At 64.8% G+C, this 20077-nt stretch carries 11 protein-coding genes; 7 read left to right on the top strand and 4 right to left on the bottom strand.

The genetic code is table 11. The features are described 5' to 3' along the window. Positions 1-3 precede the first annotated feature (3 nt). From treS to treY, 5 genes are read left to right on the top strand one after another with little or no spacing between them, the layout of a single operon-like run. A complete protein-coding gene (gene treS, locus IVA81_RS25055) occupies positions 4-3297 on the top strand; it encodes a maltose alpha-D-glucosyltransferase (protein WP_247322892.1) in 3294 nt (1097 codons plus the stop codon). Continuing rightward, complete coding sequence (gene glgB / locus IVA81_RS25050; protein WP_247322890.1) at positions 3290-5437, top strand: 1,4-alpha-glucan branching protein GlgB; 2148 nt, start codon at positions 3290-3292, stop codon at positions 5435-5437. Before treS ends, glgB begins: the two co-directional genes overlap by 8 nt. Before the next feature lie 3 nt (positions 5438-5440). Continuing rightward, complete coding sequence (gene glgX / locus IVA81_RS25045) at positions 5441-7519, top strand: glycogen debranching protein GlgX (RefSeq protein ID WP_247322888.1); 2079 nt, start codon at positions 5441-5443, stop codon at positions 7517-7519. Next, positions 7516-9267, top strand: coding sequence for a malto-oligosyltrehalose trehalohydrolase (treZ, locus tag IVA81_RS25040; protein WP_247322886.1), 1752 nt, complete (start codon positions 7516-7518; stop codon positions 9265-9267). Before glgX ends, treZ begins: the two co-directional genes overlap by 4 nt. A 1-nt stretch (position 9268) precedes the next feature. Continuing rightward, entirely contained in the window at positions 9269-12055 is a 2787-nt protein-coding gene (gene treY / locus IVA81_RS25035) for a malto-oligosyltrehalose synthase (protein ID WP_247322884.1), read from the top strand. A 2-nt stretch (positions 12056-12057) separates the two neighbouring features. Here the strand turns inward: treY and IVA81_RS25030 are convergent, their stop codons facing one another. Beyond that, complete coding sequence (locus IVA81_RS25030; protein WP_247322883.1) at positions 12058-12375, bottom strand: polyhydroxyalkanoic acid system family protein; 318 nt, start codon at positions 12373-12375, stop codon at positions 12058-12060. A 183-nt stretch (positions 12376-12558) separates the two neighbouring features. Here IVA81_RS25030 and IVA81_RS25025 point away from each other — a divergent pair, with 183 nt between their 5' ends. Then, positions 12559-12723: a DUF3309 family protein gene (locus IVA81_RS25025; protein WP_018318514.1), complete on the top strand. Its 165-nt coding sequence runs from the start codon at positions 12559-12561 to the stop codon at positions 12721-12723. A gap of 129 nt (positions 12724-12852) precedes the next feature. On the opposite strand, the gene ligD is transcribed toward IVA81_RS25025, so the two are convergent. Further along, positions 12853-15540 (bottom strand): DNA ligase D, encoded by a 2688-nt coding sequence (gene ligD / locus IVA81_RS25020; protein WP_247323209.1) that lies wholly within the window; start codon positions 15538-15540, stop codon positions 12853-12855. Between the two features lie 117 nt (positions 15541-15657). Here ligD and IVA81_RS25015 point away from each other — a divergent pair, with 117 nt between their 5' ends. Beyond that, positions 15658-16542, top strand: a complete 885-nt coding sequence (locus IVA81_RS25015; RefSeq protein WP_247322881.1) for a Ku protein — start codon at positions 15658-15660, stop codon at positions 16540-16542. A 124-nt stretch (positions 16543-16666) separates the two neighbouring features. Here IVA81_RS25015 and IVA81_RS25010 read toward each other — a convergent pair whose 3' ends face one another. Together IVA81_RS25010 and IVA81_RS25005 are read right to left on the bottom strand one after the other, a co-directional pair. Next, the gene (locus tag IVA81_RS25010) at positions 16667-17356 is read right to left on the bottom strand and encodes a response regulator transcription factor (protein WP_247322879.1); all 690 of its coding nucleotides are present in this window, start codon (positions 17354-17356) and stop codon (positions 16667-16669) included. After that, positions 17353-20076: a sensor histidine kinase KdpD gene (locus tag IVA81_RS25005; RefSeq protein WP_247322877.1), complete on the bottom strand. Its 2724-nt coding sequence runs from the start codon at positions 20074-20076 to the stop codon at positions 17353-17355. Before IVA81_RS25005 ends, IVA81_RS25010 begins: the two co-directional genes overlap by 4 nt. Between the last annotated feature and the right edge of the window lies 1 nt (position 20077).

Below are 20077 nucleotides of genomic sequence, written 5' to 3'. Positions count from 1 at the left end.
GCCATGAATGTTCTATCTTCCGTCGACACCAAGAAAGCCGAGGCTGCCGAGATCGTGGATGAGCTCTGGTACAAGGACGCCATCATCTACCAGCTCCACGTCAAGGCCTTCGCCGACAGCAACAATGACGGCATCGGCGACTTCGCCGGATTGACCGAGAAGCTGCCCTATCTCCAGGAGCTCGGCGTCACCGCACTGTGGCTGCTGCCGTTCTACCCGTCGCCCGGCCGCGACGACGGCTACGACATCGCCGACTACGGCTCGGTCAATCCCGATTTCGGGACAATGAAAGATTTCAAGCGCTTCATCCAGGAAGCGCAGAAGCGCGGCCTGCGCGTCATCACCGAGCTCGTCGTCAACCACACCTCGGACCAGCACAACTGGTTCAAGCGCGCGCGCCGCAGCCATCCGGGCTCAAGCGCTCGCAACTGGTATGTCTGGAGCGACACCGACCAGAAATACCAGGGCACGCGCATCATCTTCACCGACACCGAGAAGTCGAACTGGACCTGGGATCACGAGGCCGGGGCGTTCTACTGGCACCGGTTCTTCTCGCACCAGCCGGACCTCAATTTCGACAATCCGCGCGTGGTCAGCGCGCTCATCCAGGTGATGAAGCGTTGGCTGGATGCCGGCGTCGACGGCTTCCGGCTCGACGCCATTCCCTATCTCTGCGAGCGCGACGGCACCAACAACGAGAACCTCCCCGAGACTCACGCCATCATCAAGCGTCTGCGCCAGGAGCTGGACTCCTACTCCAAGGGCAAGCTGCTGCTGGCCGAGGCCAATCAATGGCCGGAGGACGTGCAGGAATATTTCGGCCGTGGCGACGAGTGCCACATGGCCTACCACTTCCCGCTGATGCCGCGCATCTACATGGCAATCGCCCAGGAGGACCGCTTCCCGATCACCGACATCCTGCGCCAGACGCCGGACATTCCGGCGAGCTGCCAATGGGCGCTGTTCCTGCGCAATCACGACGAGCTGACGCTGGAGATGGTCACCGACGTCGAGCGCGACTATCTCTGGACGACCTACGCCAACGACCCGCGCGCGCGCATCAATGTCGGCATCCGCCGGCGCCTCGCGCCGCTGATGGACAACGACCGGCGCAAGATTGAGTTGATGAACTCGCTGCTGCTGTCCTTCCCCGGCACGCCGATCATCTATTACGGCGACGAGATCGGGATGGGCGATAACATCTATCTCGGCGACCGCAACGGCGTGCGCACGCCGATGCAATGGAGCCCGGACCGCAATGGCGGCTTCTCGCGCTGCGACCCGGCCCGCCTCTACGCGCCGCTGATCATGGACCCGGTCTACGGCTACGAATCGGTCAACGTGGAGGCGCAGTCGCGCAGCCTGTCCTCGCTGCTCAGCGCCACCAAGCGGCTGATCTCGGTGCGCAAGTCGACGCTCGCCTTCGGCCGCGGCACAATGACCTTCATCCGCCCGGCCAACCGCGCCGTGCTGGCCTATGTCCGGCAATACCGCGACGAGGTGATCCTGTGCGTCGCCAATCTCTCGCGCGCCGCGCAGGCGACCGAGCTCGATCTGTCGCCGTGGAAGGACCGCATCCCGCAGGAGATGCTCGGCCGCACCCGCTTCCCCGCGATCGGCGAGCTGCCCTACATGATCACGCTGGGGCCCTACGGCTTCTACTGGTTCCAGCTTCAGGAGCGCGACAAGTCCGAGCCGGTGACGCCGCGCGCGGTGCCGGAATTCGAGACGCTGGTGGTGCCGGTGAATTCGAACTGGGTGTCGCTCGCCCGCGAGCGCGGCGTGTTCGAGCGCGACGTGCTGCCGGGATTTTTGTCACGGACGCGGTGGTATCCCGAACACAATCCCAAGCAGATCAAGACCACGTTGACCTCGGCCGTGCCGTTCTGCGATATCGGCGACAACAGGCCCTGGATCGCGTTCTTTGAGAGGGCGGACCAGGACGCCGCGCGGCGTTACGTGCTCCCGATGCAGATCGAGTGGGTGCGCTTCGACCGGGAGCGCTTCAACCCCAAGGCGCTCGCCGCGGTGCGCCAGGGTGCACGCGAAGGCACGTTGCTCGATGTCGCGACCGACCAGATCTTCATCGGCCTCTTCCTGCGCAACCTGTCGCAGAATTTGGTGGTGGAGGAGAACAATCTGCGGCTCGAGTTCAAGGCGACCAGCCGGTTCGCCGACTACACCATCAAGGAGCCCGAACGGATCCGCGCGATCGAGCAGTCGAACAGCACCGCGCTGGTCGACAACCAGTACGTCGCCAAGCTCTATCGTCAGCTCGAAAGCGGCGTCAATCCCGAGATCGAGATCGGCCATTACCTCACCGAGGTCGCGCGCTTTGCCAATACGCCGGCACTGCTCGGCAGCGTCGAGCTGGTCGAGGGCGATCACCGCAGCGCGCTGGGCGTACTGCATGCCTATGTCGAGAACCAGGGCGACGGCTGGACCGTGACCACGGGTTATCTCGATCGCTATATCGACGAGCAGCGCGTGTTGTCGGCGGGCGAAGCGCCCCGCGAGACCCAGGAGCAATCGCCCTATCTGCACTTCATCGCGCAGATCGGCAGGCGGCTCGCCGAGATGCATGTCGCCCTGGCCGCGGCGAAGGCGGGCGATCTCGCCCCGGAGCCGATCGGCCCTGCGCACGTCAAACGACTTGTGTCCGACCTCAAGGCGCGGGCCGAGCGGGTTTTCGAGCGGCTGGCCGACAGCCGCGACGGCCTGCGGGAGGCGGACCGGCCGCTGATCGACCGGCTCGCCGCAGTGCGCACGACCCTGCCCGACCACCTCGATGCGCTATTGCCTTCAGAGATCGGCGGGTTGAACATCCGTCATCATGGCGACTTCCGCCTCGGGCAAACTCTGATCGTGAAGGACGATATCTTCATCATCGACTTCGACGGCGATCCGCGTCTGCCGCTGGCCGGCAAGCGGCGCAAGCTGCCTGCCGCGCGCGACGTCGCGGGCCTGATCCGCTCGATCGATGGTTCGGTGAACGCGGCGCTGAGCCGCGCGCTCACCGGTGCCTCCGACGAGCAAGGCCGGCTCACGGCCGCGCTCGACGAATGGCGCGAGCGCGCCGCCGCAACCTTCCTGTCCGCCTATCGCGACGCCATGACCGATCGGCAGCTGTGGCCGGAGAACCGGCAAACCGCGGAAGGCCTGTTGAGATTTTTCCAGCTTGATCAGGCCTTCCATGATGTAGAGTACGAGCTGTCCCACCGGCCTGAGGGGCTCCATGCGCCGCTGACCGGACTGCTTCGCATTCTGTCCAGTACCGAGAGCGAAGCCCATGCCTAAACTGCCTGCCGAAGCCTATGCGATCATCGAGGGCCGCCACTCCGACCCCTTCCACTATCTCGGGCTGCACCCTGAGGGCGGTAGAAGCGTGGTGCGCGCGTTTCTGCCCGAGGCCTCCAATGTCGACGCGGTCGGCGACCATGGCGAGGTCGCCTCGCTCGACCGCGTGCACGATGCCGGGTTGTTCATCGGTGCCCTGCCCAACGGCTCGAAGCACTATCAGCTGCGCGCAAAGTTCGGCGGCAACGTCGTCGAGTTCGAGGATGCCTATCGCTTTCCGCCGATCCTGACCGATTTCGATCTCTATCTGCTCGGCGAAGGCACCCACCAGCGCATCTACGACAAGCTCGGCGCCCATCCGATGCGGCACGAAGGCATCGACGGCATCGGCTTCGTGGTGCTGGCCCCGAATGCACGGCGCGTGTCCGTGGTCGGCGATTTCAATTTCTGGGACGGGCGGCGCCATCCCATGCGGGTGCGCGGCGCCGGCTATTGGGAATTGTTCATCCCGCATGCCAAGGCTGGCGATCACTACAAGTTCGAAATCATCGGGCCGCATGGCCATCTGCTGCCGTTGAAGTCCGATCCCATGGCGTTCGCCAGCGAGGTACGGCCGAAGACGGCCTCCATCGTGTTCGACGAGGCGCATCTGCCGCGGCCACGCCCGGCACCCGATGGCATCAACGCGCTGTCGGCGCCGATGTCGATCTACGAGGTTCATCTCGGCTCATGGCGCCGCAAGAACGGCGATGAATGGCTGACTTATCGCGAGCTGGCCGAGCAGCTGCCGGCCTATGCCCGCGACATGGGTTTTACCCATCTCGAATTCCTCCCCGTGAGCGAGCATCCGTTCGACGGGTCCTGGGGCTATCAGCCGACCGGCCTCTATGCCCCGACCAGCCGCTTCGGAACCCCTGAGGATTTTGCCGCGCTGGTCGATGCCTGCCATCGCGAGGGCGTCGGCGTGCTGCTCGACTGGGTGCCCGGTCACTTCCCGGACGATCCGCACGGGCTCGGCAGCTTTGACGGCACCGCGCTGTACGAGCACGCCAATCCGCTGCAGGGGCGCCACCTCGACTGGGGCACGCTGATCTACAATTACGGCCGCACCGAAGTGACGAACTTCCTGGTGTCGAACGCGCTGTTCTGGCTGGAGCGCTACGCGATCGACGGGCTGCGCGTCGATGCGGTCGCATCCATGCTCTATCTCGACTACAGCCGCCCGCCTGGCGCCTGGGTCCCGAACCAGTATGGCGGCCGCGAGAACATCGAGGCGATCAACTTCCTGCGGCGCTTCAACACCGAACTGTTCGCCCGCTTCCCGCAGGCGACCACGGCTGCGGAAGAATCTACCGCCTGGCCGCAGGTCTCGCGCCCGGTCGAATTCGGCGGTCTTGGCTTCGGCTACAAGTGGAACATGGGCTGGATGCACGACACGCTGAACTACATCAGCAAGGATCCTGTTCACCGCAAGCACCATCACGGCGACATCCTGTTCGGCCTGCACTACGCCTTCTCCGAGAACTTCATCCTGCCGCTCTCGCATGACGAGGTCGTGCACGGCAAGCGCTCGATCCTCGGCCGCATGCCCGGGGACGAGTGGCAGCGCTTCGCGAATTTGCGTACCTATTACAGCTTCATGTTCGGCCATCCCGGCAAGAAGCTGTTGTTCATGGGCGCCGAAATCGCGCAGAGCCGCGAATGGAACCACGATCAGTCCCTCGACTGGCACCTGCTCGAATACAAATACCATTCCGGCATCCAGGCGCTGATCCGGGACCTCAACCGGCTCTATCGCGCGGTGCCGGCGCTGCACCAGATGGACTGCGACCAGGCCGGTTTCGAATGGCTGATCACGGACGACGCCAACCGCAACCTGTTCGCCTGGCTACGCAAGGGATTTGACGAGGACGCGCGATGCCTGGTGATCATCAACTTCTCGCCCAACGTCTATCAGAACTATCGCGTTCGCGTCCCCTTTGGCGGCAAGTGGAAGGAAGTGTTCAATTCGGACTCCGCCCATTATGGCGGCAGCAATGTCGGGAACATCGGCGAGGTCCATGCCGTTGACGGCAAGACGCCCGAGCTTCGCCTCACCATTCCACCGCTCGCCGCGATCTTCCTCGTTCCGGAAAGCTGACACATGCGCCTGACTGCTGGATCGCCCGCACGCCTCGGCGCAAGCTGGGACGGACGCGGCACCAATTTCGCGCTGTTCTCCGCCAACGCACAGAAGGTCGAACTCTGCCTGTTCGACGGCCAGGGCCGTCGCGAGCTCGAGCGCATCGAATTGCCTGAAAGAACCGAGGACGTCTGGCATTGCTATCTCAACGACGTCTCGCCCGGCCAGCTCTACGGCTATCGCGTGCACGGTCCCTATGAGCCCGAGCACGGCCACCGCTTCAACGCCAACAAGCTGCTGCTCGACCCCTATGCCAAGCGGCTCTCGGGGCGCCTGGTCTGGAGCGATGCGCATTTCGCCTACCGCACCGGGAGCCCGCGCGAGGATCTCTCCTTCGACCGCCGCGACAACGCGCGCGGCATGCCCAAGGCCGTCGTGGTCGACGAGACCTTCAACTGGGGCCGCCGCGAGATCCGTCCCAACATCCCCTGGGAAGACACCGTCATCTACGAGGCGCACGTCAAGGGTCTGACGCAGAAGCGCGACGACGTGCCGCCGAACCTGCGTGGCACCTATGGCGGCCTGTCCTCGCCGGCGATGATCGAGCACCTGAAGAAGCTCGGCGTCACCACGGTCGAGTTGCTGCCGGTGCACAGCTTCGTCGACGACCGCATCCTGGTGGAGAAGAAGCTCGTCAATTACTGGGGCTACAACACGCTGTCCTTCTTCGCCCCCGAGCCGCGCTACGCCCAGGACAACGCGCTCGACTCCTTCCGCACCACAGTGGCGCGCCTGCACGATGCCGGCATCGAGGTGATGCTCGACGTCGTCTACAATCACACCGCCGAGGGCAATCACCTCGGCCCGACGCTGTGCTACCGCGGCATCGACAACGCCTCCTATTACTGGCTGAACCGCGAGAACCCGCGCTATTACGACGACTTCACCGGCTGCGGCTCGTCGGTGAACCTCACCCATCCGCGCGTGCTGCAGATGGTGATGGATTCGTTGCGATACTGGGTCGAGGTCTGCCACGTCGACGGCTTCCGCTTCGACCTCGCCACCACGCTCGCGCGCGGCCCGAACGGCTTTGATCGCGGCATCTCGTTCCTGACCGCGATCCGGCAGGATCCGGTGCTGGCGACGGTCAAGCTCGTCGCCGAGCCCTGGGACCTCGGGCTCGGCGGTTACCAGGTCGGCGCATTCCCCTCGCAATGGTCGGAATGGAACGATCGCTATCGCAGCGCCATGCGCCGCTACTGGAGCGGCGAAGGCAGCCTGATCGGCGACATCTCCAGCCGCATGACGGCGTCCTCCGACCTGTTCAACCACGACGGACGGCGGCCGCGCGCCAGCATCAACCACATCACCGTCCACGACGGCTTCACGCTCGCCGACCTCTTCAGCTACAACGAGAAGCACAACGAGGCCAACGGCGAGGACAATCGCGACGGCTCCAACGACAACCACAGCAACAATTGCGGTGTCGAGGGTCCGACCGACGATCCTGATATCATCGGCCTGCGCCGCCAGCTTCGCAAGAACGTGCTGGCCTGTCTGATGCTCGCGCAGGGCATTCCGCTGATCCTCGCCGGCGACGAGATCGGCAATTCGCAATCCGGCAACAACAACGCCTATTGCCAGGACAACGAGATCGGCTGGGTCGGCTGGGACAATCTCGGCAAGGAGGGCGACGACATGGTCGATTTCGTCGCCCATCTCGCCGACATCCGCCGCCGGTTCTCGCAACTTCGCAGCCATCGCTGGCTCGACGGCCGCCCCAAGGACGGCATCTCCTACGGCGCGCTGTGGTTGACCCCGGCCGGCGACGAGATGACGGAGAACGACTGGAAATTTCCGGAAGGCAGGTTCCTCTCCTATGTGATGGGGCCGATGGAACCAGGCAGCGCCGCGATCTTTATCGTTCTGAACGCCGCCCCGGAAGAGATCGCATTCAAATTGCCCAAAATGACCGAATACAAAGGCTGGCAGCAGATCCTGAACACGACGGATGCCAAGCTGAACACGGTCGACTTCCCGCCCGGAAGCGACAGCAAGGCACCGCCGCGCTCCGTGCTCGCCTTCGCGGGGGCGCTATGAGGCCATCCTTCGGGGCGAGGCCGACGAAGGACGGCGTGTCGTTCCGTCTGTGGGCGCCCGCGGCGCGTCGCGTCGACCTCCTGCTCGACCGAAGACACGCGATGCAGCGCCGCCAGGATGGCTGGTATGTCGCCGATATTGTCGGCCTTCCCGTGGGCAGTCGCTACAAGTTCAGGATCGACGACGAGATCGACGTGCCCGATCCGGCATCGGCCTTCCAGCCCGAGGACGTGTTCGGCCCGAGCGAGGTGATCGATCACGACGGCTTTTCATGGCGTGCGCGCGATTGGCGCGGCCGCCCCTGGGAAGAGACGGTGCTGATCGAGACCCATGTCGGCACCTTCACCTCTGCGGGCTCTTACCGCGCCATGATCGACAAGCTCGATCATCTCGCCGCAACCGGCATCACCGCGCTGGAACTGATGCCGCTGGCCGATTTCGCAGGACGCCGCGGCTGGGGCTATGACGGCGTGCTGTGGTATGCGCCAGATAGTGCCTATGGCCGCCCCGAAGACCTGAAGACGCTGATCGACGAGGCGCATCTGCGCGGGCTGATGGTGTTCCTCGACGTCGTCTACAATCATTTCGGCCCCGAAGGGAATTATCTCGGCCGCTATGCGCCGGCCTTCTTCACCGACGCGCACACACCGTGGGGCAGCGCGATCGACTATCGCGTGCCGCAGGTGCGCGCTTTCGCGGTCGAGAATGCGCTGTCCTGGCTCAGCGATTACCGTTTCGACGGCCTGAGGCTGGATGCCGCCAATCACATCATGGCGGTCCCCGGCGAGCAGTCGATGCTGCAGGACCTCAGCGTCGCCGCCGGCGAGCTCGCCAAGGCGACGGGGCGGCAGATCCATCTCGTGCTGGAGAACGGCGACAATCGCGCCAGCCTGCTCGATGCCGCGCAAAATCCACCAAACGGCAAATATCGCGCGCAGTGGAACGACGACTATCATCACGTCTGGCACGTGATGCTGACCGGCGAGCTCGCCGGCTACTACGCCGACTACCAGACGCCGCGCATGGACCTCGCGCGCGCGCTCGCCTCAGGCTTCGTCTATCAGGGCGAGGTTTCGGAGTTCTGGGGCAAGAAACCGCGCGGCGAGCCGAGCGGCGAGCTGCCGCCGGCGACCTTCGTCAACTTCCTGCAAAACCACGATCAGATCGGCAACCGTCCGCTCGGCGATCGGCTCGAAAGCCTGGCATCGCCGCAGCAGATCGAGGCCGCGCTCGCAGTGACCCTGCTCGCGCCGATGGTGCCGATGCTGTTTCAGGGCGAGGAATGGGGCTCGACGGTGCCCTTCCCGTTCTTCTGCGATTTTCAGGGCGAACTTGCCGACGCCGTCCGCAAGGGGCGCAAGCAGGAATATGCCTGGGCCTACGAGAAATACGGCGACGAAGTGCCCGACCCGCTCGATCCGGCAACGCTGCAATCGGCCGTGCTCGACTGGACCGGCCGCACCGCGGAGCAGGACGCACGGCTCGCCTTGGTCCGGGAACTGGTCGCAGTCCGCCGCAAGGAGATCATGCCGCGGCTGAAGGGTGCGACTTTCGGCGACGCCGACGCTGCCGACAACGGCCTGCTCACTGCGCATTGGCGCATGGGGGAAGGCGCGACGTTGCACCTGACCGCCAATCTGTCGGACCAGGAGATCACGTCCGATGTCAGCGCAGGCACGCCGATCTGGGGCGGCGGGGCCGGCGAGCGGCTCCCCCCCTGGTCGGTGGTCTGGCGCCTCGGAGGTTGACATGCCTCCCGCCATTCCTCTTGCGACCTACCGGCTTCAGCTCACCGCGGATTTCGACTTCGACAAGGCCACCGCGGTCGTTCCCTACCTCAAGGCGCTCGGGATCACGCATCTCTACGCCTCACCGGTAATGAAGGCCCGCAAGGGCTCGACCCACGGCTACGACACCGTCGATCACGGCCAGTTCAATCCGGAGCTCGGCGGCGAGGCCGGCTTCGCGCGGCTGAGCGAGGCCCTCATCAAGAACGACCTCGGCCTCATCATCGACTTCGTGCCCAACCATGTCGGCGTTCATTTTGCCGACAATCCCTGGTGGCTGGACGTGCTGGAATGGGGCCAGGCCTCGCCGCACGCGGTCTCCTTCGACATCGACTGGGATCAGCTCGCCTACCGCGCCCGCGGCGGCGTGCTGCTGCCGATCCTGGGCGCATCCTACGGCGAGGCGCTCGAGCGCGGTGACATCGAGCTGCGCTACGATCCGGATCAGGGAAGCTTCTCCGCCTGGTATTTCGAGCATCGCTTACCCATCGCGCCGGAGCGCTATGGCGAGATGCTGCGCATGATCGTGAAGGAAGCGGATGCCGCCGAGACGGAGCCCGGTCAAAGCCTGCTCTCGCTCGCAGCGCGATACACCGGACTGCGCCGCCCCAACCGCAAGGAAGCCCCCGCGTTCAAGACCGAGCTCAGGGAGATCGTGGGTGCCGCCGAGATCATCGCGCGTGGTCTTGCCGCCTATCGGGCCGCCAAGGATCGCCCGGCGCAGACGCTGGCGCTGCATCACCTGCTGGAGCGCCAGCATTACAAGCTCGGGCATTGGCGGCTCGCCTCCAGCGACATCAATTATCGCCGTTTCTTCGACGTCAACGGGCTCGCAGGTCTGCGCGTCGAGGACGCGAGCACATTTGCCGCCACGCACCGGTTGGTGAAGCAGCTCATCGTCGACGGCAAATTGCAGGGAATTCGGCTCGATCACATCGACGGCCTGCGCGATCCCGCCCAATATTGCCAGCGCCTGCGCCGGCTGGTGCGCGACGCGCAAGGCAACACAAAGCCGTTCTATACGGCGATCGAAAAGATCCTGTGCGAGCACGAACGCCTGCCGCACTTTGCCGGCGTCCAGGGCACCACCGGCTATGAATGGATGAACGTCATCACCCAGGTGCTGGTCGACACCAAGGGGCTGACGGCGCTGGACGAGACCTGGCGGCAGATCAGCAACCGGCCGCCGCGGCTCGCGCCTTACGTCAAGGAAGCCAAGCGGCGGGTGCTGGAGACGCTGCTCACCAGCGAATTCACCGTGCTGACGCGCCTGCTCGCGCGCATCGCCAACGGGCATTACTCGACCCGCGATTTCTCCGCCGACAGCCTACGCCAAGCGCTGGAACTCCATGTGCTGCATTTCCCGGTGTACCGCACCTATCTGACCAACAGCGGCCCGACGGCCCCCGACCGCAAGCTGATCGACGACACCATCGCGCGCGCCCGTTTGGAATGGTTCGCCGCGGACGAAGGCATCTTCGATTTCCTGCGCGACGCGCTGACCATGGACCTGCTCAAGCCCGGCCGTCCGCCGCACAGTGTCCCGCGCGTGCGCCGCTTCGCGCTGAAGGTGCAGCAATTCACCGGGCCGGTGATGGCGAAGTCGCTGGAAGACACCGCGTTCTATCAGTTCCACCGACTGCTCGCCCTGAACGAAGTCGGCGGCGATCCCGCCAGCACCGGCCTCACCATTCCCGCTTTCCACGAGGCCATGCAGGCCCGCGCCAAGGAATGGCCGCAAGGAATGACGGCGACTGCCACGCATGACACCAAGCGCGGCGAGGATGCCCGCGCGCGGATCGCGGCGCTCAGCGAAATTCCCGGCGAATGGACCAGCGCGGTTTCGCGCTGGAAGGTGTCGAACGCGCCGCACCTCGCGCTCGACGGCAATCTACGCGCGCCATCGGCGACGTTCGAATACATGCTCTACCAGACGCTGCTCGGGGCCTGGCCGCTGCAGACGCCGGTCGATGCCGGCTTCGTCGAGCGCATCCAGGCCTATACGCTGAAGGCCGCACGCGAGGGCAAGGAAGAGACCAGTTGGCTCAATCCGCACGAGGCCTATGAGACCGGCGTGAAGAGCTTCGTCGACAAAATCCTCGACCCCGCGCTGTCAGGCGAATTCCTGGAGGCGCTGCGAACGCTGGCCCGCCGCCTCGCACTGCTCGGCATGTTGAACTCCCTGAGCCAGCTGACCCTGAAGGCGACGCTGCCCGGCGTGCCCGACTTCTATCAGGGCACCGAATTCTGGGACCTGTCGCTGGTCGATCCCGACAACCGTCGCCCGGTCGACTTTGCCGCGCGGCAGGCGGCGCTGAGCTCACTGGACGATCCGGATTGGCGTAGCCTGATCAGGAGCTGGCCGGACGGCCTGATCAAACTGGCCTGGACACGGCGTCTTCTCAAACTGCGCAATGAGTTCGCCGACGTTTTCGCACAAGGCGACTACGAGCCGCTGGCGGTGCGCGGCGCGCATGCCGACCATGTCGTTGCCTTCGCCCGCCGCTACGGCCGCGCTGCCGCGATCGTCGTGGTCGGGCGTCAGTTCGCGCCGTTCACGCAAGCCGGGCGGGAATGGCCGGCGCTCGAAGGATTCGACGCAACCGTCGATATCACGGGCTATGCCGCGGCGGGCTTTGCAGGCAACGAATTGCCGCTCTCGCAGGCCTTCCGTGATCTTCCCGCCTCCGTCATCGAGGCCCGCACGGCAAATGCCATCCGGCCCGCGCGGCCGCGCATGCGCGCCTGACGTTACTTTCGCTCGTCCTTGGACAGCAGCAACTGCCCGCGCTTCTTGATCGTGGCTTGCGCCATCTCGGCAAAGCGCTGCAACAGCCAGGGCAGCACCACCTGCACCTCGACATGGTCGTCGGCGACATCGACCTGCCCCGTCGCGACCTGTCCGAGCGCGCGGATACGAAAGGCCATGCTATCGCCGGTCCAGCGTTCCTCCTCGACCTGCATCACGGGAATGCTAGCGGCCGCACGGCCGAGCCCGGTCTTGAGCCGGCGCACCGCCTCCTCGCGACCGAGACGATGCGGAATTGAAACGACAAGCGGTGCTGACATGGCCGTGCCTCGTGGATTGATTCTCACATAGTCATGCCGGCCGAAACGCCAACCGTTCCATGCAGGTTTGGTCCTGCAACCGGTGTTTCCATGGACGGAACTTTAAAACCTGCGGCAAGTTGCCCTTGCACCACGGGGACACGTGCAAACGACCCTTTCAACAAAGGGCTGGAGGAGATTCGCATGTCAATCGGTACGATCATTCTGATCATTCTGGTCATCGCCCTGCTTGGCGGCTTCAGCGGCATCGGCGGCGGTCCGTTCTATGGCACCGGCTATTACGGCGGCGGCGGCCTCGGGCTCGTCATCGTCATCCTGCTGATCCTGCTCCTGATGGGAAGGATCTAGCGACACAGCGAGGATTTCGTAGGGTGGGCAAAGGCGCTCTTGGGCCGTGCCCACCTTCCCTCGCCGCAACAAGATGGTGGGCACGCTTCGCCTTGCCCACCCTACGGGAGTCGCGCCCGTAGCGAGGACTTACTTTCTTTTCCCCGCGAGCTTCTTGATCGACGCCTTGATCGACGCGGCCGCATCCTCATAGCCCTCCCACGCCTTCGACCGCGGCAGCAAGCCGGGCGCGGTCCGCAGCGTATAGCGCTTTGGATCGAGATCGCTCTTCACCTGCGCCCAGGTTACCGGCATCGATACCGTGGCGCCGGCGCGCGCCCGCGGCGATAATGGCGCCACCGCCGTCGACATGCGGTCGTTACGCAGATAATCCAGGAAGATCTTTCCCTTGCGCAGCTTCTTCGACATGTTGAGCAGATAGCGCTCTGGATCGTCATCGGCCATCCACTGGCAGACGCCTTGCGCGAAGCCCTTGGCTTCCTTCCAGCTCACCTTGTCGCGTGCGCCGTGGCGCAGCGGCACGACGACATGCAGACCCTTGCCGCCCGTGGTCTTGCAGAAGCTCTCCATGCCGATGTCGGTCAGCCGCTGCCGCATCTCCTTGGCCGCCTCCACCACGTCGGCGAACTCGACATCCGGCGCCGGATCGAGATCGAACACCAGCCGGCCCGGCGTGTCATAGGCGTTTGGCGCGCAATTCCATGGATGCAGCTCGACGCCGCCAATCTGCGCAACGGCGGCCAGCCCTTCGATGCGATCGATCTGCAAATAGGGTTTACGATCGCCCGAGACCTTGGCGAGCTCGAGCAAATTCGAGGTGCCCTGCATGGCATGACGCTGGAAGAACGTCTCTCCACCGATGCCGTCGGGCGCACGCACGATCGAGCACGGGCGGCCCTTCAGATGCTCGATCATCCAGGTCCCGACCGCCTCGAAATAGCGGGCGAGATCAAGCTTCGTCGCGCCCTCGCCATCACCGCCATCCGGCCACAGCTCCTTGTCCGGCTTGGAGATGACGACGCCCATCACCTCGGCCGTGCCGGCGTCCTTCGATCGCTTGGCCGTCTTCGTCACGCGCTTGCTGACTGTGGGCTCGGCGAGTTCGGTATCGACGGGCGTTTCCGCCTCGACCTCCTCGGCGGGCTTGTCCTGCCGCAAGCCCTTGAACGCGGCCTGGCGGATATTGCCGTCGGCGGTGAAGCCGGCGAACTCGATCTCCGCGACCAGCTCCGGCTTCAGCCAGTGCACCTCTTTGGCTCTCTTCGGCGCGTTCTTGCCGCCGAAGGGGCTTTCCTTGGCTTCCATGGCCTTCAAGGACGGCATGATGCGCTTGACCTTGTCGGCGCCGAAGCCGGTGCCGACCATGCCGACGAAGACGAGATGGTCGCCGCGATGCACGCCGGCCATCAGCGAGCGGAATTTGCCGTTCGTGGTCTTGTAGCCGCCGATCACGACCTCATGGCCGGCACGGCATTTGGCCTTGATCCAGCTCTCGGTACGGCCGGAGCGATAGGGCGCGTCCAGTTTCTTCGACACCACGCCTTCCAGCTCGAGCTTGCAGGCCGATTGCAGCACCGCATCGCCGCCGCTCTCGAAATGCTCGACATAGCGGATCTGGGCTGATTTCCGCTTGCGCTTCTCCAGCAGCTCCTTGAGCAGGGCCTTGCGCTCGCCGAGCGGCAGCCGGCGGTAGTCCTGCCCTTCTGCGAACAGGAGGTCAAAGGCAAAGAAGATCAGCTCGCCGGTCTTGCCGTCCGACAGCGCAGCCTGCAGCGAGGAGAAGTTCGGCGCGCCATTGTGATCGAGCGCGACGATCTCGCCGTCGATCATCACGTCCGGCAATGACCCCGCCTCTTTCGCGATCGCCGCGAACTTGTCGGTCCAGTCGAGGCCCTTGCGCGTCTTCAGCGTTGCCTTGCCGTCTTCGACCCGGAGCTGCACCCGATAGCCGTCGAACTTGATCTCGTGGCACCAGCCTTCGCCGGCCGGAGGGCGCTCGACCGACGTGCAGAGCTGCGGCGCCACGAAATCCGGCATCTCGGCAACCTTCCTGGCGTTGGTCGCGGTCGTGGCTTTCTTCTTCACCGCTTTGCTCTTGGAGATCTTGCCGGCTTTCAATGCCGTGCGCGGGGCCGGCTTGACCGTGTGCCCTTTCGTCTCCTCCGCGCGGTTGGATTGCCAGACCGCATCGGCCTTGGTCTTGGCACCCTTCGTCAGCATGAACGGTTTCGGGGCACGCCCCTTGCCTTCGGCGATCTGCTCCATCGCACGGCCGGAGGCGACCGATCTGTCCTCATCGAGAATGTCGTTGTCCGCGCCCTCGCGGACAAATTCGTCGCGGTGCTTGATCAGGAGCCAGTTGGTGCGCTTGCCGCCAGTGCGGTCGTTGCGCATGCGCACCAGGACCCAGCTCCCATGCAGCTTGTCGCCATGCAGGGTGAATTTCAAATCGCCTTTCTTGAATCCGCGCTCCGCGTCCTCCGATTCCCAGGTGCCGCGGTCCCACAGCATCACCGTGCCGCCGCCATACTGCCCTTCCGGAATCGTGCCTTCGAAATCGCCATAGTCGAGCGGGTGGTCTTCCACCTCGACCGCAAGCCGCTTGTCGTGCGGATCGAGCGAGGGTCCCTTGGTCACGGCCCAGGACTTGAACACGCCGTCGAATTCGAGCCTGAGATCGTAGTGCAGCCGGCTCGCATCATGCTTCTGGATCACGAAGCGCCGCTGCTTCGATGGCGCCACTGCGGACTTGCCCGATGGCTCGGGCGTTTTCTCGAAGTCACGCTTCTGTCGGTAAGTGGAGAGTTTTTGCAGCACGACCGGTCCCGCTTCTCTTTCGGCATTCAAGCCTATCACGGCCAAAGTCCCACCCGGAACCAAAACCCTATGGGAGGGTTGGGGTTCCAAAACGCACTGAAAACGCTGGAGAATGGAATGGCCCCGCGTGCCTATTGGAAGGGAACGTTGAAGCTGTCGCTGGTCAGTTGCCCGGTCGTGCTTTATCCGGCGACGACGGCAGCGGAGAAGACGCGATTTCACCTGATCAACCGCGAGACCGGGAACCGGCTCAAGCAGCAGATGATCGATGCCGAGACCGGCGACGTCGTCGAGAGCGACCAGAAGGGCCGCGGTTACGAGCTGCGCAAGGGCAAATACGTCGAGATCGAACCGGAGGAGCTCGAGGCTGTCCAGATCGAGAGCAACCACACCATCGACATCGAGAGCTTCGTGCCGAGCGAGGAGATCGACCAGCGCTATCTCAACCATCCCTATTACATGGCGCCCGACGGCAAGGCCGCGGTCGACGCGTTCGCGGTGATCCGCGACGCCATGAAGGACCAGGAGCGCGTGGCGCTCGCCAAGATCGTGCTCACCAACCGCGAACACATCATGGCGATCGAGCCGCTCGGCAAGGGCCTGCTCGGCACCACGCTGCGCTACCCTTACGAGCTGCGCGACGAGGACCAGTTCTTCGACGATATCAAGAGCCCGAAGATCACCAAGGACATGGTCGAGCTCGCCGGCCACATCCTCCATACCAAGGCCGCGCATTTCGACCCCGGCAAGTTCAAGGACGAGTACGAGAACGCGCTGAAGGCGCTGGTAAAGCGCAAGGCCAGCGGCAAGACAATCGAGCTGCCCGAACCCGAGGAGCGGCCGAGCAACGTCGTCGACCTCATGGACGCGCTGAAGCAGAGCCTGAAGGGACGCGGCCGAAAAAAGACGGCGGCGCAGTCCCATGCGCGCCGCGCGACCGGGCGGCAACGCGCGGCGAAGAAGACGCACCGTTCGACGGCGCGGCACAGGAAGGCGGGCTGAGGGACTACTCGCCTAGTATTCGTAGGGTGGGCAAAGCGAAGCGTGCCCACCACCTTTGTCGAAATCGAGAGAATGGTGGGCACGGCGCTTTGCGCCTTTGCCCACCCTACGGGTCTGAGGAACGTTAATCCCCCGCCTTCAGCCGGTAGCCGATCCCCGTTTCCGTCAGCACATATTGCGGCCGTTCCGGATCGGCCTCGATCTTTTGGCGGAGCTGGCGGACATAGACGCGCAGATATTGCGCATCGGTCAGCTCGTCCCAGAGCTCCCTCAGCAGGAAACGGTGAGTCAGCACCTTGCCGGCGTGCTGCACGAGCACGCGCAGAAGGTCATATTCCTTCGGCGACAGCTTCACCTCGCGGTCGCCGGCCTTGACGATGCGGCGGACGAGATCGACCGAGAGATCTCCCGTGCGGAACACGGGGCGTTCGCCCTGCACCTGGAGCTGGTGCCGCAGCGCGGCGCGCAGGCGGGCCAGCAGCTCGTCCATGCCGAACGGCTTGGTCAGATAATCGTCGGCACCGAGATCGAGCGCCTGTACCTTGCCGGCTTCGTCGCCACGGCTCGACAACACCACGATCGGCACGCCTTCGTTGCGGGCGCGGATGGTGCGCAGCAGCTCGTGTCCCTGAACGTCGGGCAGGCCGAGATCGAGAATGATCAGCGCCGGCTCCTCAACGAGCTTCTCCAGCGCAATCTTGCCGTTCGACGCCTCGAGGATTTCATAGCCCTGCGTCGATAATCCCATCCGCAGCAATTTGCGGATCGGCGGTTCGTCGTCGATGACCAGGACCTTGATCGGCGCAGCGCTCATGCGGCGGTATCCAATGCGCGGCTTTGTGCCGGAACGGGAAGACGGATGGTGAGGACAGCGCCACTCCGGTCGTTGCGGTTGGCGGCCGAGATCGTGCCGCGCATCGCCTCGACGAAGCCGCGGGAGATGGCGAGGCCGAGCCCCGTGCCGGGACGGACATGATCGCCCTTCTGCACGCGGTAGAACTTGTCGAACACGCTCTCGAGCTCGTCGGGCGGGATGCCGGCGCCCTCGTCCGCGATCTCAAGCACGACATGATCGCTGTCGCGCCGGCTGCGGACCGAGACCGTGCTGTCGGGCGGCGAATATTTGGCCGCGTTGTCGAGCAGGTTGAAGAGCACTTGCTCGAACAGCACGGCATCGAGCTGGAGCATCGGCAGATCGGCGCCCAGCACCAGCTCGACCTTATGGCTGTCAAGGATCTTGGCTGCCCTCCGCAGCGCGCTGCCGACGATCTCTCCGAGATCGTGCAGCGCCGTGTTCGGCACGATGGCGCCGGATTCGAGCTTGGTCATGTCGAGCAGGTTGGCGATGAAGCGGTTGAGCCGTTCGGATTCGTCGATGATGGTGGCGAGCAGGTCGCGCTTCTCGGCGTCGGACAAGGCCCCGGCGAGATCGCGCATGGTCGAGGCCGCCCCCAGCACCGAGGCGAGCGGCGTCTTCAAATCGTGCGAGATCGAGGTCAGGAGCGCCGAGCGCAGGCGCTCGGATTCGACGGTGCGCTTGACGCGGTCCATATCCTCGACCAGCAGCACACGCTCGATCGCCAGCGCGCCCTGGTCGACCAGCGCATCCAGGAGCCGGCGCTGGTCCGGCGTCAGCAGCGGCCCGGTACGGTCGTTGTCGATGCCGATGACGCCGATCGGGCCGCGCCCGGTGCGCATCGGCAGGAACAGCCGTTTTGCACCCGGCAACGTATCCGAGCCGCGGCCGGCGGGGCGGTCGTTGCTCCAGGCCCAGTTGGCCGCGGCGAGATCGGCCTGATCGAGCTCGTCTTCGGGCGGATAGCCGGATTTCACCGTGAGCAAGCCATCTTCCGGCAGCAGCAGCACCACGCGGACCTTCAGCATCAACGCAATCTGGTAGGCCGTCGCCCACAGCACGTCGTCGAGCGTCGCGGTGCCCGCGAGCTTGCGGCTGAAAGCGTAGAGCTGCTCGGACATCCTGATCCGGCCGATGGCGGCGTCGGCCTGCGTGCGCACGCGCGCCGCGACATTGGAGACAATCATCGCCACCGCCATGAACAACACGAAGGCGGCGACGTTGGTCGGGTCGGTGATGGTGAAAGTGTAGACCGGCGGCAGAAAGAAGAAATTGTAACAGAGCGAGGCCGCGACAGTCGCAAGCAGCGACGGCAATAGCCCGTAGCGGACCGCAACCGTCACCACCGACGTCAACAGCACGAGATCAACATTCTCGATGCCAAACCGCGGCTGGAGCAGGACGGCGGCGCCGAGGCCGATCAGGACGATGCCCAGCGCCTTCAGGTAAGGCAGCGGATTGAACGGCTCGGATCGCGCCGCGGTCTGTACCGCCGTCTTGGGCGCATCCTCGGCCGGAAGTTCGTCGCCGGGGATGACGTGAACGCTGATATTGCCCGCACGGCGCACCAGGTCATGCACGACCGAGCCGCGCGTCATCTCGAACCAGCGCGAGCGGGTCGACTTGCCGATCACGATCTGAGTGACGTTGTTGCCTTGCGCGAAATTGACGACATCGTCGGCGATGCGACGGTCGACGGCGGGAATGGTCAGCGCCTCGCCGCCGAGCGATTCCGCGAGCCGCAACGTATCGGCCAATCGATCGCGCTGCGCATCGGACAATTGCAGGGACCGTCGCGTCTCGATCGATACCGCGGTGAACGGCGCATGCAGCCGGTCGGCCAGCCGCTTGGTGTAGCGCACGAGGCCGGCCGCGCGCGGATCCTCGCTGACGCAGACGAGGATGCGCTCGCCCGCGGCCCACGGCCCGGAAATCGCATTCGCCTGCATGTGGTTGAGCAGCTGCTCGTCGACCCGCTCGGCGGTGCGCCGCAACGCGAGCTCGCGCAAGGCGGTCAGATTGCCCGGCGAGAAATAGTGCTCCAGCGCCCGCTCGGCTTGCTTGGGCACATAGACCTTGCCCTCCTTCAGGCGCTGAATCAGATCGTCGGGCGTGAGGTCGATCAGCTCGATCGCATCGGCGCGGTCGAACACGGAATCAGGCACCGTCTCGCGCACCCGGACATGGGTGATCTGGGCGACGACGTCGTTCAGGCTCTCGATGTGCTGGATGTTGACGGCGGTGTAGACGTCGATGCCGTGAGACAGCAGCTCCTCCACGTCGAGATAACGCTTCGGATGGCGGCTGCCTGCGGCGTTGGTGTGGGCGAGCTCGTCGACCAAAGCGATCCTTGGCCGCCGCGCGATCACCGCATCAAGGTCCATCTCCTCGACGACCTGGCCGCGATAGTCCAGCCTCTTGCGCGGGACCATCTCGAGCCCGCGTACCAATGCCTCGGTCTCGGCGCGGCCATGGGTTTCGACGAAGCCGACCACGACATCGATGCCGGCCTTGCGCTTGGCGTGGGCGCTTTGCAGCATCTCATAGGTCTTGCCGACGCCGGGCGCGGCGCCGACGAAGATCTTCAGCTTGCCGCTGACGCTCTCCTCCCGGCGCGCTGCCTCCAGCAGCGCCTCCGGGGACGGACGTTGTTCGGAATCGCGGCGCTCTCGGACCATG

The organism is Bradyrhizobium sp. 141 (genome assembly GCF_023074055.1).
Taxonomy (GTDB): Bacteria; Pseudomonadota; Alphaproteobacteria; order Rhizobiales; family Xanthobacteraceae; genus Bradyrhizobium.
Note: the sequence above shows the minus strand (reverse complement) of the source record. Positions and strands in the feature narration are given on the sequence as shown.